Origin of the sequence: Zhurongbacter thermophilus, assembly GCF_026184435.1 — a bacterium.
Classification (GTDB): Bacteria; Coprothermobacterota; Coprothermobacteria; order Coprothermobacterales; family JAADFF01; genus JAADFF01.
Genome location: NZ_CP046447.1, coordinates 1,569,905 through 1,588,679, shown reverse-complemented (window position 1 = coordinate 1,588,679; position 18,775 = coordinate 1,569,905). Strand labels below are relative to the sequence as shown.

The 18,775-nt window shown below is 43.2% G+C and carries 11 protein-coding genes; all 11 read left to right on the top strand.

Going from position 1 to position 18,775, the window contains the following annotated elements; all coding sequences use genetic code 11:
• Positions 1-532: 532 nt before the first annotated feature.
• The 11 genes from GM182_RS07790 (at position 533) to GM182_RS07740 (ending at position 18,612) form a co-directional block, all read left to right on the top strand.
• On the top strand, positions 533-1,033 hold the full coding sequence (locus GM182_RS07790) for a phosphatidylglycerophosphatase A family protein (protein WP_449186545.1): 501 nt from the start codon (positions 533-535) through the stop codon (positions 1,031-1,033).
• A gap of 237 nt (positions 1,034-1,270) precedes the next feature.
• Positions 1,271-2,707 (top strand): TldD/PmbA family protein, encoded by a 1,437-nt coding sequence (locus GM182_RS07785; RefSeq protein WP_449186544.1) that lies wholly within the window; start codon positions 1,271-1,273, stop codon positions 2,705-2,707.
• A 1-nt stretch (position 2,708) separates the two neighbouring features.
• Positions 2,709-4,049, top strand: a complete 1,341-nt coding sequence (locus GM182_RS07780) for a TldD/PmbA family protein (RefSeq protein ID WP_449186543.1) — start codon at positions 2,709-2,711, stop codon at positions 4,047-4,049.
• A 41-nt stretch (positions 4,050-4,090) separates the two neighbouring features.
• Positions 4,091-4,252, top strand: coding sequence for a hypothetical protein (locus GM182_RS07775; protein ID WP_449186542.1), 162 nt, complete (start codon positions 4,091-4,093; stop codon positions 4,250-4,252).
• A complete protein-coding gene (locus GM182_RS07770; RefSeq protein ID WP_449186541.1) occupies positions 4,219-5,589 on the top strand; it encodes a DNA methyltransferase in 1,371 nt (456 codons plus the stop codon). Before GM182_RS07775 ends, GM182_RS07770 begins: the two co-directional genes overlap by 34 nt.
• 130 nt (positions 5,590-5,719) lie before the next feature.
• The gene (locus GM182_RS07765) at positions 5,720-7,327 is read left to right on the top strand and encodes an S-layer homology domain-containing protein (RefSeq protein ID WP_449186540.1); all 1,608 of its coding nucleotides are present in this window, start codon (positions 5,720-5,722) and stop codon (positions 7,325-7,327) included.
• Positions 7,328-7,397: 70 nt separating this feature from the next.
• On the top strand, positions 7,398-7,823 hold the full coding sequence (locus tag GM182_RS07760) for a hypothetical protein (RefSeq protein WP_449186539.1): 426 nt from the start codon (positions 7,398-7,400) through the stop codon (positions 7,821-7,823).
• On the top strand, positions 7,754-8,977 hold the full coding sequence (locus tag GM182_RS07755) for a hypothetical protein (RefSeq protein WP_449186538.1): 1,224 nt from the start codon (positions 7,754-7,756) through the stop codon (positions 8,975-8,977). The genes GM182_RS07760 and GM182_RS07755 overlap by 70 nt, the downstream gene beginning before the upstream one ends.
• A 6-nt stretch (positions 8,978-8,983) precedes the next feature.
• On the top strand, positions 8,984-12,580 hold the full coding sequence (locus GM182_RS07750; protein WP_449186537.1) for a tetratricopeptide repeat-containing diguanylate cyclase: 3,597 nt from the start codon (positions 8,984-8,986) through the stop codon (positions 12,578-12,580).
• A complete protein-coding gene (locus GM182_RS07745; protein ID WP_449186536.1) occupies positions 12,573-14,234 on the top strand; it encodes a metallophosphoesterase family protein in 1,662 nt (553 codons plus the stop codon). Before GM182_RS07750 ends, GM182_RS07745 begins: the two co-directional genes overlap by 8 nt.
• Positions 14,235-14,685: 451 nt before the next feature.
• Positions 14,686-18,612: a S8 family serine peptidase gene (locus tag GM182_RS07740; RefSeq protein WP_449186535.1), complete on the top strand. Its 3,927-nt coding sequence runs from the start codon at positions 14,686-14,688 to the stop codon at positions 18,610-18,612.
• The last annotated feature ends 163 nt before the right edge of the window (positions 18,613-18,775 follow it).

Here is an 18,775-nt window from a genome sequence, read left to right as displayed (position 1 = left end):
CCACTCTCACCTCCACAATGCATTATATCAGTTATCCACAATCTTTTGTGGCAAAATTTAGCCTTTTCTATGACTTTTCCACAAATGTTTGTAAACAAGGGTCATGTTATCCACAAATCATAGTGGAAAATGTAGATAATTCTGTTGATAACACTTATATCCACAGCCATCTGTCTCGTGTTTATCGCAGTATTTAAGACTTATCCACATATCCTATCCACATAGTTATCAACAGTATAAATGTGTATATGTGAATAACTTTTGTAGACTACATCAGTGCTTGACAGAATGAAATACCTATATACCATATCCCTTCGATAAAATCATGTTGTGGATAACTTTGACACAAGATTGTCCACATGTGTGAATAAGTCTACATATATGTTTGCCGACTTATCCACACTATCCACATGTGACTTATTAACTTATCCACAGGTTGCCAACATTGTGGATAATGTAGAAATGTTTTTTTGTAGACATAATAGGAACATAGGTATATAATGAAAAGATATCTGAAAAGGAGGTGAAAATTATGAAGGTAGATCTGTTTAACTACACCATTGAGAGACTTAAGGAAATTGGTGTGTCTATTGATGACATGGCAGAGCTTGTCATGGAAGTGCAGAAGAAATATTATGATGACATTACCATTGAAGAGTGTCGTCACCATGTTCTGTCTGTCTTGAAGAAGCGTGAGGTGCAGCATACTGTCATCACGGGGCTGGAGCTTGACAGACTGGCTAAAGAGGGAGTTGTCGAAGAACCCCTACTGTCCATTCTCAGAAGAGATGAGCCTCTTTATGGGGTTGATGAGATTCTGGCACTGGGTATTACCAATGTCTATGGCACCATTGGCTTGACAAACTTTGGATATCTTGACAAGGTCAAACCCGGTGTTATAGCCGAACTCAATAACAAGAAGCGTGAAGGTGTGCATACCTTTGCCGATGACCTTGTTGCAGCCATTGTTGCGGCAGCATGTTCCCGTCTTGCCCACTCTAAACGCTCAGACTTCACTGAAGAGGATGAGTAACACGGGTCCGAGGCAGGGCCTCCCTGCCTCCATTTTGGTAGCTGTATAGAGTTATTTCCACACTGGGATTTATCCCTCCTTTTTGAGAATGTTTTTCCTATTGCTGATGGGCCTTTTATATATGTGCTACCTCTGTTTTTCTTTTCCTTCCCTCTCTATCATGCTTGTGATGTTGTATTGGTGCTACAATTGTCATTGGAGACTGCACCCGCAAGAGGGTGGATTGGAGGGGATAGCATGTTTGATGTACTTAGGAGGGCGGTTGACCTGGCGATGTCCCTTGGTGCCACTTTCGCCGATGCTAGGGCTAAAAACATCAAGACAGAGCACATCTCCGTGGAAAACGACCGCGTGGATGTCTCTACCGATGAGTCCCTTGGCTGGAATATTCGTGTTATTGTTGACGGTGCATGGGGCTTTGCCGCAACCCACGACTTTTCTAAGATTGATGAAGCCGTGAGGCGCGCTGTGGCACTGGCAAAGTATGCCAGCAGTGCCATGAAGTACAGGGTGAAGCTGGTACCCGCCCCTGTTGTAAAGGGAGAGTGGATTTCTTCCTATGAAAAAGACCCATTTGAGGTGTCTTTGCCCGAGAAGATAGACCTCCTGAAAGAGGCTGTGTCCCGTATGAAGGGCGATGCACTGGTGCGTCGTTACGGTAGCCTGTCCTTTAGGCTTGAGGAGACATGGCTTGTGTCTTCTGAAGGGGCACAGATATACCAGAAGTTTATTGAGAGTGGTGGCGGCATCTCTGCCATGGCCGTTAATCCTCAGACAGGAGATGTACAGACTCGCTCTTATCCCAACTCATTTGGTGGTCAGTATATGAAGAAGGGTTGGGAGCTTATTGAAGAGCTGAGATTGCCTGCCCATGCTGAGGATATTGCAAAGGAGGCCATGGAGCTTCTAAATGCCCCAGAGTTACCGGAGGGAAGGGCCGATATCATCATTGAGCCTTTCCAGATGGCTTTGCAGATACACGAAACCTGTGGACACCCCACAGAGCTTGACAGGGTGCTTGGAGAAGAGGCGTCATTTGCCGGTACATCATTTCTGACACCTGACAAGCTGGGTACATTCCGCTATGGTTCTCCAGTGGTTACCATCGTGGCAGATCCCACTGTGCCTCATGCCCTTGGTGGTTTTGGGTACGATGATGAGGGCGTGCCAGCCCATCGCACATACCTTGTTAGAGAGGGTATATTTGTAGGGTATCTGTCTTCTCGTGAGACGGCCGCCATGCTGGGACTATCATCTTCAGGTGGTGCCATGAGGGCAGAGGGCTGGTGGAATATTCCTATTGTCAGAATGACCAGTGTTAACCTGCTACCGGGCAGTGGCACCCTTGATGAGCTACTGTCTAAATTGGGCGATGGTTATCTGTTGTCTACAACGAGAAACTGGTCTATTGCCGATGACAGGTCAAATTTCCACTTTGGTGTAGAGGTTGCCTATGAGGTGAAGAATGGTAAACTCACGGGCAATATATTCAAGAAGGCCTCATATGGTGGTAAGACAGTAGAATTTTGGAACAGTGCCGAGGCGTTTACCGGCGAAGAGGATTATGTCGTAGTGGGTGTCCCCAACTGCGGTAAAGGTGAGCCCATGCAGACCATGAGGGTATCCCACGGAGCACCATATGGCCTGTTTAGAGGCGTAAAGGTAGGTGGTTGATATGGATAGAAGAGATTTGGCAAACTTGGCTGGAAAGGTGCTTTCGCTATCTGAGGCACCTCAGACAGAAGTCATTGTTTCATATGCAAGAAAAGAGCTTGTGCGTATGGCGGTCAATCGCATAGTGCACGGGCCTGTTGATATAGAAAAGGTGTCTGTTTCTGTGAGGGTTAGAGATGGTGCCAAGATGGGCTATGCATCTACAGAGGTCCTTACAGATAAGGCGCTGGCAGAAATGGTGGATATGGCATACTTTGTCATGAAAAATTCTCCTCCCATTGATGTGACATGGGATTTGCCCGGTGCCGATGCCTCTATAGAGGTAGATGAGACAGATGCCGGTGATATATGGAATGAAGATACCAAGCGTGAGATTGTCAGCACACTGTTTGACAAGGCAGAGTCTTTAGGTGTTGAGGGCCACGGCACCGTGGTGACAGATACCATGAAAGTCCTTGTTGCCAACAGTGAGGGGCTTATGTCATATGCCGGTGGCACCACAGGTAGTGCCAAGCTCATGCTCCGCAAAGACAGAAAAGAGGTGCAGGATATACTGGCATTTACCAGTGGCTACACACCGGACTTTCATGCGTCTATAGAGAAGCTGGCATCAAATATTTCTAAGATGGACAAACTGGGAGAGCTGCCACCGGGAGACTACAATGTTGTGTTAGGTCCACAGGCCGTGATGGAGCTTCTGAGTACCATGACATATTTTTCCTTTACGGCCGATGCTGCATCTAAAGGAATGTCTTATGTGTATGCTCAGAAGGGCAAAAAACTGCTTCCCGACTACATTACCGTTATGGATAATGTTAATGACACTCGCTTTTCTTCTTTGCCATTTGACTTTGAGGGAATCAAGAGAAGACCTGTTTACTTTGTCATGAGGGGTACTATGGGTACAGTGGTTAACAACCTCTACTTTGCAAAGAAACTGGGTGAGCAGCCCACAGGTCATGCTTTGCCCTTTGACGGCTACTTCTCCCCCGGTGCCTATCCGCTGAATATTGTCATGAGCGGTGGCGAAAAGATATCTGAGGAGATTATGAAAGACCTTGATGAATATATCTACATAGAGGGTTTCCACTATGTCAATGCCTTCCTTGACCCGTTCAATGTTAGAGCTACTGGCCTGACAAGGTATGGCACATACCGCATGAAGGGCACGGAGGTTGTGGAGGTCTACGATAATGCAAGGTTTTTGCAGTCGTTCTGGGAGGCACTAAAGAATGTAAGGGCAGTGTCCTCAGATACATACCTTCTACCCCACCCATACTTTGCCGGTGGAGGATTCATAGTACCGTATCTGTACATAGAAAACTTCCATATAGGAGCATAAGAGGGGCGGGCTACCGCCCCTCTTTGTTTCCGCGGGGAAACATGAAAAATGGTGAGAATGGCACTTATTGTATGGCTACATTGGGTAGAAAGATGTTGATTAGATGTGTTAAGAAAGGTATTATTCGTGCGTATGATATGAGAACATATGTCTCTGCTATTATGAATATATGGTGTACAGAGAGAAAATTCTCAAACTCATAAAGGGCATGTCTTCTCCTGTATGTCCACCTGTGTATCGACATAGTGTGTTTATACCCGGTATAGGCATAGTTTTCCCTTCAGAAGACGATTGTATTGAAGTAGCCCGCATGCTCAATGTAGAAAAGGATGTATGCAGGGAAGTTGTTAATGCTTACAATAACTGGTTGAAAGTTTCCTATAAAACCCACTACATTGTCAGCATATCCCTTATAAAAGATGCTCTATCTGTAGATAGCGGTGAATGGGCTCGTCAGATAGAGTTATGGCAACGTCTGGGTATGTGGGAGCATATTGTCATGTCCGATGCTATGCCCTATGAGGATATGCCCGTGTATCTTGCAGAGCACTACCCTACTCTGCCCCTTTATACAGGCTTTTTCCCAGCTCTTGAGGGAAAGCTAAAAGATAAAGAGACCCATGGCATAGTCATACTTGATGAAAATTATAGGGCTATGACCCTCTTAATAGATGTTCTGCCACGGGCCCACATGGTGTACATAGACCCTCCCTTTGCCACAGGCAGGGAGTTTGCATATGATGATAAATACACGCTTCCTCTATGGACGGTGATGATGTATGGCCGTATGGTGCTTGGCAAGGCATTGCTAAAAACCGATGCCTTTTTCATGCTCCATTTAGACCAAAGAGCCGACTATATAGGGAGATATCTTCTTGAAGAGGTTTTCGGTAAAGGCTCCTTTGTCAATGAGATTATTTGGGCTTACTACAGTGGCGGTGTGCCAGAAGGGGCCTATCCACGCAAGCACGATAGCATTTATATCTACAGGCAGGGCCACTCTACCCTCTCTGTGCCCCAGAGACTGAAACCCAAGTTTCAGGGGAAGCTTGAAGATTTAAGGAAAAAAGGGAAGCTCTTTGAAGATGACAGGGGTCCTTATGTATGGCACAACCGCGGGCGTGGGGAGAAAGAATATGTGTATGGGCCCATATCCGATGTGTGGACAGATATTTCTATCATCAACAACATGGCAAAGGAGAGATACGGATTTCGCACCCAGAAGCCGGAGGCTCTCCTGAAAAGATTAATAGAGAGCGCCACCTCCGAGGGGGATGCCCTGCTTGACTTCTTTGCCGGCAGTGGCACAACCCCGGCGGTGGCGTATAAGTTAAAAAGACAGTTTGTTGCCATAGAAGGTGCCCCTCATGGTGGCTTTTTCTATACCCACAAGGGAAAGACATATACAGGCATGTTGGGTAGGCTTATGGAAGTCATAGCGGGCTTTGGAGCCCATGAACCTACTGGAGTATCTTATACCCCCTACTCTGCCATTGTTAAGGTGTTTGTGCCTGAAGATAACGACTCCTCAGTTTTATGATGGCTTTTTTCTATACACATTGTTATCGCAGATTGATTTTTGCCATCGGTGAGACAATATAAGTGTAGGATTGTGATACCTCATAGGGGGCTTTTTCGTAGACATTATAAAAGCCTTTGGGGGTGAGAATATGAGAAAATTTATCATCATTTTTATGGTTCTTTCCTTGGTGTTTTATATTCCCGCTATACATGCATCTGTAAAAGTTTACAAGGGTTCTACTATTCAGCTTGATATGAAAGGTCAGTACATAGAGGCGTGCAATAACTTTCTTGTTGTGGCTGGTACTAAGAAGGTGAACGGAAAACTCTATAGGGCTGTTGCATTATTAGACTTATCGAATCCTGATAAACCATCTCTTATTAAAGAGGCTATAGGTTCAGATAAAGATGTGGGAGTTCCCGTAACCGATGTGGTATGTGCTAAAGACACATTGTATGTATTGCGAAATAACGCGAAAAATGGACCATGGCTTGGTGTTGAAGCTTGGAGTATGCCCTCACTAACGCCTATAGATGTTTCAGTTAATATGAAAGGGCTGACAGGTCTCTATGTGGGAGAAAAATGGAAGTATAAAAGTGGTGTTTACTTTATCACTCCGTTTTCAGGAGACGGTCTACTATGGTTTTATGATGGTCAGAAACATAAGGTTGATATAGATGACTCAGGAGTTCCCACATTGGCTAGAACTATGAGCTATTTGCAGAGGATTTTTCAACTCTCAAGTGATACCTTGCTTCTCATCGGGCAAGGTGCGTATGTTGTCAAGATGACAGATGCCTTACACGGAAAGGTGATTTCTTATGTTAATGTCGATGTTACCAGCGGTGGAGAGCCTGTATATTTCGGATATAGAGCCCAGATGGTTGCGGATACTGTTATAGGCTGGTATCCCGATGGTGAGCCTACAGGCTTTTACTTCTACGATATTAAGAAGAAAAAAGCATATTACAAAGAATATTCTGTTGCAGAGCAACCAGACAAGTTATCGTCCTTTGGCAATTACTTTTATGCCCTTGTTCGTCCGGGAGAAAGCGGATACAAATCTTTGTTTATCTTAAATGTGAGAAGTGGAGATGTCGGGTATCAGGCTTTAGACAGGGAATATCGCGATATTGCCGCCTATATGGGCAGGGTATATCTTCTTTCCGCTGATAATGACCAGCTTACCGTATATGACTCTCCCCTATTTATTGATATGGGTCCAGATTATTGGGCATATGGTGCTGCCGCATTTCTCATCTCACAGGGGGTAATTTCTGGTTATCCCGACGGTTCTTTTAAGCCCGATAAAGAGGTTACAAGGGCAGAATATGCCAAGATGCTGGCAACTTCTCTGAAATTAGATATAGCCAAATGCAACGGTTTTCATGTCTTTAAAGATGTAAAGGACAGTGACTGGTTCTGTCCGTATGTACAGGCTGTCAATAAGGCAGGGTATATGGTTGGTTATGGTAAGGGAAAGTTTGCACCTCAGGCAATGGTAAAGAAAGAAGAGATATTGACAACCATTGTCCGCATAAAAGGTTGGCAGTTGGAGAGACCCAAGACTCCTACATTTGACGATATCACATCAGATTACTGGGCGTATCCCTATGTTGAGACTGCGGTGAGGCACGGAATTATAGGGCCAAATGACGAGGGCTTAACGAAGGGTAGGCATTTTGGTAAAGGCTCACCATCTACAAGAGCTCAAACGGCTGTTCTTATATATAGGGGAATATATGGGAAGAGGTAGGGAGAAATAGGGTAATATTCCAACAGAACTCTTGATAGGGCTTATAATTACACTGAAGGAGGTGAAAGATATGGCAGAGCATACAGAACACGAGCACACACACGATGAAGAAGAGGAGTTTGACCTTAGGAGCTTTGGCTTTGAGCTGGAAGTGGACGAGCACGAACACGAGCATGAGCACGTAGATGCCCAGGTACTTCTCCTTGAAGATCCAGAGACAGGGGAGCAGATGGAAATAGCCCTTATAGACCAGATAGAAGACGAGAGTGGGCGTATGTACTGGGTATGTATGGAGCTTATACCAGATGAGGAGGAAGAAGATTATCACTATGGTTCCACAATATTCCTCAGGGTGGATAAAGACCTTGGTGGAGAATATGAGGTATCTATGATTGAAGGTATGGAGCTTCAGAGGGTTCAGGAGATGTGGGACAAGATGGTGAGAGAGGAAGAAGAAAAGCACGAGCACGATCTCGAAGACAGTGGTGGAGAATAAGGGTGTTTAGGGTTTTATATGCGGGCAAGTTGCCGGAGGAAGATGATAGGCTGTCTGTTAGGGAGGTCTTAGGTAGAGACAAGGTTAAAAAGTTTCTTTTTGAGCTCAATAAGAAACCACGCTCTAAAGAGCAAATATTTGCCGAAAACCTTGTCCCTATAGAAGATTTTGATGATGCCTATAAGGTTGGACTGATAAAAGAAGATGGTGGGATTTTTTATCCCACCTTTCCTATATTTACCGCAGATGAGGTAAGAATTCTTGAGAATGTGTGCACAGAGATGTCTGTGCGTATAGGATCTGTTATCAAGGGCCAGTGGCCTAGTATACATGACTTTCTTGAGAAGATAGCATCTTATCCCATATTTGATAAACCGATGATGACCTACTTTCTGTTGGGTTCTTTTGTCCTTGATATCTCCATGAAAAGATTGTTGTCAAAGCATGGAATGTTGATACTACCTACGGAAACTCCACTGGGCTATATATACTTTGGCATAGACAATAGCGCCCAGTTTCCCATGCTTCATGACACAACCAAGGTGGAGACGGCCAAGTATGGTGTGTTCATATCATTTGGAAAAGACATCTCTGGATTGAAGGACATCACGGCTATTCGCAGGCATTTAGAAACCCAGCTTAAGAAGGTTGTGAGAGGGCAGGACACAGTCAATTTTTACAGTCTGCTGAGACACTACATACAGGGTATGTTCGACGATATGTCTGCCGTTATGGCAAGGGTTATTTATTTATCAGAAGACTGGGATAGGCTGAGGGCATATGTGGGTTTGTCGGAAATGCATTTTTGGGATCTCATAGACTTTATGAAGCAGATGGGGTATGTGGATTCTGTTCCCGGTAAGGTTATGGGAACGGTGCCTGTTATATTGCCCTCTGATACAAAGTATATATCAGATATGGCTGGCTTTGTGGGAAGTCTGGCACTACCTCCTATAGAGGCAACAATACAGACATATTGGGGAGAGCTGTCTTCTATGAGTGCCTTTCAACATCCTACTGTTAATGATATGTGGATATACTATCTCATGTGGATACGTACATTTCCTCGGGTGTTAGAGTATTTGGAAAGAGAGGGTATACTATCTATGCCTGAGGAGGGTTATGTCAAAGCCTTCATGAAAATAGAAAGGTGATACGCAGTGGAAGATATCTATGGACATCTAAAGCGGTCATTTGAGGGTAGTGGAGTACATGCACTGTATGTCTACGGTCCTGAGGGTATAGGTAAGAGAAAGAGGGTTATGAGTGCCCTGAAGAAGATGGGTTATAATCCCCATGAGGTACCCCTCATTTCAACGTATACAGCCCTTGGTAATTTTCTAAAGGCTATTTGGGATCTTATACCAGAACATGATAGAAGCATGTATATGGGTATGCTGAGAGGGGCAGTGGGTCGTTTTTTTGCCCATTATGTGCCAACACTGGCACCGGAGATAGAAAAGATGGGTATAGACCTATCTCGATCCATCGTCAATGTCGATGTTGTATTTCCACATATAGCTACGATTATTAATGATATCTCCGGTGATATTGTATGGGTTCTCAATGACTACTTTGCACTTGATGCCGCAGATTTGAGAAAGTTTGTCAATATCATGTATGAAACCTCTCTTAGCTCTTCAGATAAGAAGCAGTGGGACAATGTCCGCATTGTTTTCATATCAGAAGTAGATGATCCCAAAATTTTGTTTCCCCGTGTTCGGTTAAGAGAGCCGTCTATAGATGAATTTGAAAAGATAGTAGGACATAGGGTATCGCAAAAAGAGTATGAGCTTGCCCATGGCAATCCTGGTGTCTACCAAGTGCTTTTACGACTTGTAAAGAGAAGTGGACACGACTTGAGGATGTACAGTAGCCTAAGGGAAGTCATAGAAGATAATCTGACACAGAGCCAAAAGGCTCTTTACACGGCATTGACATTTGTGTCTAAATATCATGTGGGTAGATTTGGTCCCACGATGAGGGTATGGGCCACATCTCTAGCAGAGAATATATCAGAAGAGGATTTTCGCTTTCTTGAAGAGGTAGGGCTTGTAGAGAGTTTAGACTATCTCAGCAATATCACCGGTATCCCCGTTTGGAGGGTGCAATACGCTATAGCCATTCATTGGATATCGAGTGTTTCCCATGAAACACTTGAAGATTATATTAACCGTTCAGTATGTTCCAGATTGTTTAGGGGCATAAATGACGCCCTGTTTATACTATCTATGCATGCTAGGGATATCGGGCTTATGCGAAAGGCCCATGCCTATCTCATTATGTGGATAAAATCCTTAAAAGAACGGTTTTTTCTCCAGCGTGTACTTGAGGTATTAGATGATCTGGGATACATAGAAAATCCTGAGATGCTTCCTAAACCTGCATCGGCCTATGTGGCCCGTTTCCTGTATACATACTTTGGTTCACATCCTGCCCTGATGAAGTTTGCCTCTTATCTTGAAAACTATGTGGAGAAAAGGCCTCTTCTGCTTGCCATGTTTGTGGAATTTGTGCTTTTGTATGGAGATGTATCAGATACTCAGGTAAAAGCTATGCTATCTCTTCTGAGAAGATTTTATAAAACACACAGGGGATATCCTGTGTCCGTCTGGGTGCTTTGGGGACTTGGTCGCATCAACGAGGAGCTTAACAACTATGAGACTGCAGATGTCTATTATAATGAGGGTTTATCCCTTGCTAACATGACATCTGTACCGGATAGTTTGAGACTCGAGTTGATTAATGCGCTGGGAAGGGTGCTTTTCCTACAGGGTAAGCTTGAAGAGGCAAGGGAGCAGTGGGTTAGGTTACTTGAAGAGGCCAAGGCTATACAGGACCCTATATTTATATCTAAGGCATACAACAACCTTGCCGTTTATGAGCAGAAACATTCTTTTCGATACTCTATGGAGCTATTTAGACTTGCATACGAGGTGGCTATGGGAGCAGGTACAACCAGTGCTGCCGTTTCACTAAGTAATTATCTGGCCGGTGCTTATGAACTTATCACACAGGATAAGTATATGGAAAGACTCAGAGAAGCCCAGAGTTTTATAGATTCTATTGGTGTTCCGTTTTACACACTTCTTTTCTACTCCCAAACATATGAACCGCTTATCAGATATCGGTTATCGGCCCTTGTCAAGCAGTGGGAAGAGTATCTTACAGATTTTTTTGCTGATGAGGGAAGGAGAAAAGTGTATGCAGAGAAATATGTAGAGATATTGGCCTTCATGGCACTGGAGAGGGTTTTAATAGAAGACAATCTTGACGAGGCTATAGCTCTTCTTAAGGAGTCTGAGGATATAGCATTACAATCCTTGTCATCTGCTGCTCCGTATATTTCTACCATATATGAAGTCTATATGGAGATAGGAATGTTCTTCCTTGATGAAGAAATATTTAAACATGGTTATGAAGCTATGCGGTCTATTGGTAAAGAGATGCCAAGAGAATATCTTTCTGTGAATATGTACTTTGAAGGTCTTGTCGAACATGCTATTAAAGGGCTTTCCGATGCGAGACGCTATTATTTAAGGAATGGACGTAAATTCAAGGCAGGTATTATGTCTCTTGTTATAGCGGAGATATTTTATAGAGAAGGAAATGAGGAACACGCACTTATCCATTACCGGAGGGCCCTATCGGAGTTTGAGGGTTTAGGTGTGTTTCACATGGTATCTGAGATAATGGAGCTGCTTCGAAAAAGAAATCTTGAAGAAAAGCTCTTTGCCGGTGTTAATGAGATATCCGTCAAGAAGAGTTTAGAAGATGGCAGCATCAACAGATTGTGGAACATGTTTGAGACGGTTCTTGAAGATGTCGAGAGAGAAATATTTGTCTATGAATCTGTCTTAGAGGCATACCAGCGGATTATTGGCAAGGCCTCGGTTCTTGATATAGCATGGTCTCTGTCGAGGGCTTTACGTTTCTTTGTCTCGGCTTCCACCTATGTCACCATATATAGGGGACGGGGTAAGATAGGTTATGGGATATCTCCCCTGTTTCCCGGTGGTGTGTTTATACCTAAGCTGTCTGAGTATTCTATGCTCTCCAGTGGTATAAAAGGCTGGCATACATCAGACCAGTACACGGTTTATATAGACCACAAGAACGATTATACGGTCCTTGTCTATATAGACAAGGCTAATCTTTCAGATATGGATATTATGTATACAGAAAGCCTTGTTAGCATGGTGCTTGCATCTATGCCTATGCTGGCGGAGAGACAGCATGCCATTATGGATACCCTTACAGGGCTTTATGTGCGGTGGTATGTGCTTAGAAGGCTTGATGAAGAATGGGCCCGCAGCAGAAGAGAGCATACACCACTGGGTGTCTTGTATATGGATATTGATAACTTTAAGCTGGTCAATGATACCTATGGCCATGCCGAAGGTGATAGAGTGCTGAGGCAGGTGGCGAGCATTATTAAGCGTTCCTGTGGTCCCCTTGATGTTCCCGGTAGATACGGTGGAGAAGAATTTGTTGTTGTTTTACCCGGTGCCGGTGTGGACTATGCCATGGAGATGGCGGAAAAAATCCGCTCCGAGGTGGAGAAGACCTTTAAAGATACCGTTTACGATGTGACAATCTCTGTGGGTGTTGCCGTGCATCCCCCTCTACCGGCACGAAGTGGTGTAGAATTACTTGATATGGCCGATAAGGCTATGTACTATGCAAAGAGACACGGCAAAAACCGTGTGGTCTTTGCATCAGAGGATGTACTGAGGGAGGTGAAAGACAGTGTTTAAAAGAGCACTGAAGGTTATCGTTGCCGCTATTATCTTTTCTTTAGTATTTACAACATTTGCATTTGCACAGACAAATGGTGAGGAGCTAAAAGCGGGTATTCCAGCTCCAAAGTATGACAAGGTGCGTTTTGCCGTCTTTGGCGATACAAGACAGTATGTAGGGGGCGATCCTGTCCCAGACGTTACCAAGCGTATTTTAAAGGAGATCTCGTGGATCTCTCCCGATTTTGCCGTTCAGACAGGAGATATTGATATAGGTCAGGAGACAGAGGATTATCAGACATATGCCGCGTTCCTTGACTATAAAAGACTCATGCAGAAGATGGGAGTACCTTTCTTTGTGGTACCTGGAAACCACGACCTGTATCCAGAGGGAGCTGCCGATGGCATTTTCCAGAAAGTATGGGGTCCATTCTACTATTACTTTGACTATCAGGGTGCCCGTTTTGTGTTTATGAATTCTGAGATATACGAGGGAGATATGCAGGTATCCGGTGGATTTGGGAAAGAGCAGATCGACTGGCTAAAAAAGGTTCTTGACGATGCACAGAGTAAAGGTCTTACAGTCTTTGTCTTTATGCATAGACCACTTTATGTGCAAGATTACTATGGCAACTGCAAGGTCAATGACGAGACAGGTACAAGAGGGTTTGCAGGAAGAGAAGAGGAGAGAGATGAGGTTATTCAGATTCTCAATTCCCATTCCAATGTTAAATACGTCTTCTCAGGTCATAAGCACATGTACTATTACTGTAATATAGGAAAGGGCAAACCTGTATATGTTACCGTTGGTAATGGTGGTGCACCTCTGTATGGTACCCACTGGCGCGGTGCATGGTATGGCTATCTTATTGTTTACTATGAACCCGGTCATGCCGATAAGGCATACTTTGACATTTACCAGCCATGGCACTATGTAAATGAGGACTTTTATCCTGCCAACAATGGAGAGTTTCCACAGGTCACAGCCCATCTTATGGAAAGACTGTATATGGGGGCCCATGAACCTACTGTATATGGCAATGTAGAGTTTGTCATGCCTCCAGCACAAAAGTATGAGGTGAAAAACTCATTCAATGCCAGTGGTGAAATCACAGGCACAGAGGCGCTCCCCAATGGAGCTGTGAAGGTGCATGTCAAAACATATCTCAAAGGTTTTAGACTAGGCGACCTTGAGGGCTACAACATCACCCTAAAGGCTGTAGGTGCCAAAGAGGGCTGGAAGCCTAAGACACTGCTTCCTACGAAGATAAAACTTGTTGTAGACGATGAGAAGTGGAGTTGCCCTATACCACTGAGGGTACTTGATGGTCACCTTATGGTGCCTGTAAACTGCTTAGATAGACAGTTCCTTTCATATATGGGTTCAAACTATGAGCCACCATTTACAGCCCAGTGGCAGAGACTTCACGACCGGATATACTTTAAAAATGGAAGAAGAAACACATATATTTGGTATGATTATCCCCAGTGGATTTATAAAAATCACTATCAGCCAGATGGTGCACCAAGTTTCATAACATCTGACAACACAAAAGATATCAACATAGATGGTACAGGTCTTTATGCATATATATGGGTAGGTGACCTTGCCAAGATCTACGGAAAAGATGTTCAGTGGAACGGAAAGACAAAAACTGTTATATTGAAGTAGAGTATGTTACCCCTTACTCATAGGGTTTCTTCCTCAGGGGGCGAAAGCCCCCTTTTTAATTACGATTTATTTGAAAGATTTTTGTTTGGAAGATTCCTAAATTCCTGCAGATGGAGAAGTTTGCCGTTGTAAAAATCTGTGTTGTATGTGTATTGTGCTTATATTGTGCTTATAACTATTTATACCTAAATATATTTATACCTAAATATTGGTAATAACAATCTTTTAACCACAAACAATATAAAACGCTTAGGACATTTCCATTTTTTGCTAATAATATGAATAAAAGTGTTTTCGATAGATAACAGGTCGAACCCGCAAAATATTAAGTCTAAGAGGCTTAAAATATGTACCAAATATTCCGTCTATATGCGATAAATCACCATTTATGCAGCATAAGTATGTGATATAATGATTCTGTCAAAAAATATTTATAAAAGGAGGGATATGTGTGAGGCGGAAATTTACCGTAGTGCTTATTGCACTAACGCTTGTATTGTCCTCATTTGTGCCCACCGCCTATGCTGGTATCGTAAAGAGCCAGCCACAGAATGTGGGTATCTCTGTTTCTAAACAGATTATTTCTAATAAAGTCGATTTTGCAAAGGTTGCAGCAGAAAAGATAAATAAAGGTATGCTTATGTCTGATGATGAGATATCTCCTGATACAAAAGTGTACTTCTTCTTACTTCCTACAAAAGACAATCAAGATATCAACGCCCTTGTTAAGAAGGTTGAGAAAGCTGTTCCATCTGCTAAGATTGTCTACCACTACAAGTATGTTCTTAAAGGTGTTGGAGGTTATGTTCCTTACAAGGATGCACCGAAGCTTCAGCTCATTGCCGGTAAAGTAGGTTTGAGATTTGTCATTGGTAAGAAACACACTATTCAGGCATGGCCGGTATCTGATCAGCCTAATATGGCATTCTCTACCAAACTTGTAGGTTCTGATGTTGCCAATGCAGAAGGTTATACCGGTAAGGGTACTGTTGTCATGATTATAGATACCGGTATTCGTCCAGATCATGAATTTTTTTACAAAGATGGAACAGAACCTAAGCCTTGTACTCCATGGAAAGACCTTATTGGTCCCGATAAGAAGTTTATTGGTGGTTATGACTTTTCTGATAACGATGATGATCCCACTATAGGTACATGCTATCAGTCTCCTAATGTGAGTCCTCACGGTACCCATGTTGCCGGTACAGTTGCCGGTGTAGAGGGTCATTTTAATGGCCTGACACTTCATGGTGTTGCCCCCGATGCACAGCTTTACATTGCCAAGGTTTTCTCTGGACCATATGCATATGAGTCTGCAATAGTTGCCGCTATTGACAAATCTGTAGAGCTGAAAAAAGAGGGTGTTAATATTGTAGCAGCCAATATGTCTCTGGGTTCTACATATGGTATGGATGATCCTAATGACCCAGAGCAGAAGGCTATTCAGAATGCCATCAAGGCAGGAATTTCTTATGCCATAGCAGCTGGTAATGAGAATCATTTTCTTGCAGGTAGTGTTCCTCTGCTTTATGACTCTATTTATCCTCTAAATATTTCCAGACTTGGTTCTCCTGCTTCTACTCCTGAAGCCATAACTGTTGCAGCTTCTAATAATGCTGCCCGTGCTGTAACAGGTTTTAAACTCAGTGCAACTGTCAGTGTAAATGGAAAAGAGGTTGATAGAGTTCCTTATCTTGTTTCTCCTGATTCTCCAGATCCAGTAAAGGTTATTACTGGTACAGTGGCACTTGCCGTTGCCGATCCAAAGAATCTTACAGCCTGTAATGCCAATGATCTTGTAGACCTAACAGGTAAAGTTGCCCTTATTAAGCGTGGTGGCTGTTACTTCTCCACAAAGGTTCTCAATGCCAAGGCACATGGTGCTATTGGAGTTGTTATATGGAATCATGAATCAGGCGGAGATACTTTTGTTAGCATGGCCCTTGGTAATGCAAAGAACACCATTCCTGCTGTATTCATATGGAACTCCTATGGTAAGGCCCTTAATGATGCCCTTGCCAGTGGAAAGAACATTGAGATTAAGTTTGACGGAAAACAGGAGATTGTTCCAATGAATGTTAATGAGCTAGCAGATTTCTCTTCTTGGGGAACAGTTCCCAGCTTGCTTGTAAAACCCGATATTTCTGCTCCCGGTTTAGCAATAACATCTGCTGTTGCATCTTCTCCTGATGCATATGCAACATCGAGTGGTACATCTATGGCCGCTCCTCATGTTGCCGGTGCTGTTGCACTTCTTAAACAGGCATATCCCGATGCGACACCAGCACAGATTAAAGAGGCCCTTATGAACCATGCACAGGTTATGTTCTCTAAGAATAAACCATGGCAGATTTCTCCAAGGAAGCAGGGAGCCGGCAGATTGGATATTCCTGCAGCTATTAAATATTTCAAACTTACACTTGAGTCTTATGGTTTCCCCAATGATAAGTTCAATGGTCAGCCATCTGTATCTCTTGGTGTTATTGACAAACTGCCAGTGTCTTTCAAGATTAAAGTTCACAATGGAACAGATCAGGCTATAGATGCCACTGTTGGTCTACTTGCCTTCTCTGGTATTGCTCCTTATGATGTGGGTAGCAGAAGATATGGTTTCATTGATAGTGCAACAGTAACTGCTGATACCGACCATATTACCCTTCAGCCCGGTGAGGATAAGATTATCACTGTGACAGTTCAGGATGTACCATATGTTGGTTGGGTTGAAGGTCACCTTTCTCTTTATGCCGGTAATGAAGAGATAGGCACCATACCATTTGCAGGTCTCTTTGACCCCAATGGCCCATACTACTATGGTGATGGCTGGAAGAATGGTGCCAACCCAACTGTTGACTGGCCATGGTGGAGCCAGAGCAGATATCTTGATTATTGGGGAAGAAAATATGGTGAATCTGAGGCTATTCACAAAGGTTGGACAGGCCTTTGGTATAGATACTACACCTATAAAGTTGGTGCCAACGGTCAAGAATTTGATGATTTTGGTTACCTAATGCCTCTTGGTATTGCTGATTATCAGGCAGTAGCCGCTAAGTTTGGCTTCTATCTCTTTGAGCCAACAACAGGCTACAACGCCAAATGGGCTGGTGCCCCAATGACATATGTTGAGGAGGCACAAGGTGCAACCAAGACTGTAGAGATTACAGATATCATTGTGAACTTCACCAAGTTTAGAGCAGTTGTAAAGTATGATGCAGAGGTTATTAATACAGATACAGGTACTGTTGTTGCACAGTATTCTACAGGTGATATGTGGTCTGGTGTCATGCGTATGGGTTGGGGGCAGTTTAGAAATGACCCCAGAGTATGGTGGGAAAATGCCGGTTGGATTCATGTAAATGACCTCAATAACACAGAAGATTTTAATTTGATTGTTCCTGTGGGTACTAAACTTGATGAGGGACAGTACGAGGTTAAACTCTATGTCTACCCAAGACCTGTTATCAATCCATTTAACAAGAATTATGACTACAAGCCACAGGTTGTAACCATGCCATTTAAGGTAGATCGTACAGCTCCAGAGGCAGCAGTAACATTGGATATGCGTATGGATAATACTATAAAGGTATTCTACGCAGGTGACCAGGATAAACTCACCGGTCTTGTAGGATACAACTTCAAAATTGTTCCTAATAGCATGCCAGACGATGCTTCTCGTAGCTACTTCTTCGTATACGCACCTGCTACACAGCTTCCTTATACCATCGATCTTTCTAAGCTTTCCTATTACACCAAAGATGGAAATAAGAAATATGCTTCTATCAAGCCAGAAGATATTAAATACATTGTAGTAATGCCAGAAGACGGTGCTCATAACATCAATCAGACAGGATTTGCTGTTGGTAGTGTCCTAAACAAAGACTTCATTGTTGGCGGAGGCTATAGCTTGGTTGCTTCTGATGGCTCTTACAATATAACTCCAAAGGCATACTTTGGTGCCGATGAGGTTTATAAGATAGAGGGTGGAAAGATTAAAGAGGTCAAAGGTAAAGTATGGAACGAGTTTGTTCCAAATCTTGTTGATGCCTCTAAAGATACCTCTGTTGTTGCCAATGAGGTTTACCTTATCAGAAGAGATAATCCAGGTTATGTAGCAACTATCGCTACCAAAGGTTATAACATCATGGCCAAGGGTGTCCAGTTGAAGACAGTCAATGGTATGGCCGTTGTCCAGTTCTCTAAAGATGTCAAGATTTCTGACCTTAAAGCCGATGCAAATATCGTGAAGATTTACGAGCTGTATTCTAATGGTTCTCAGATTAAGTCTTACTACGAAGCTCCATCTGATGACTTTGTCTTCCAGAGTGGACACACATACCTCTTGATATTTGATAACGATACAACCATTACCCTTGGTAATTAGGGACAGTAAATTAGTTTAACTACAAAGATAGAAGGGGGGCAACTGCCCCCCTTTTTTTATTGCATATCGATATAAAGTGTAAAGAAAAGTTTACACTATCAAAAAGAAAAGTCTCTTTTCTTCCAGACTTATTTTTTCTGTGTAGTAAAATACACATAGTAAT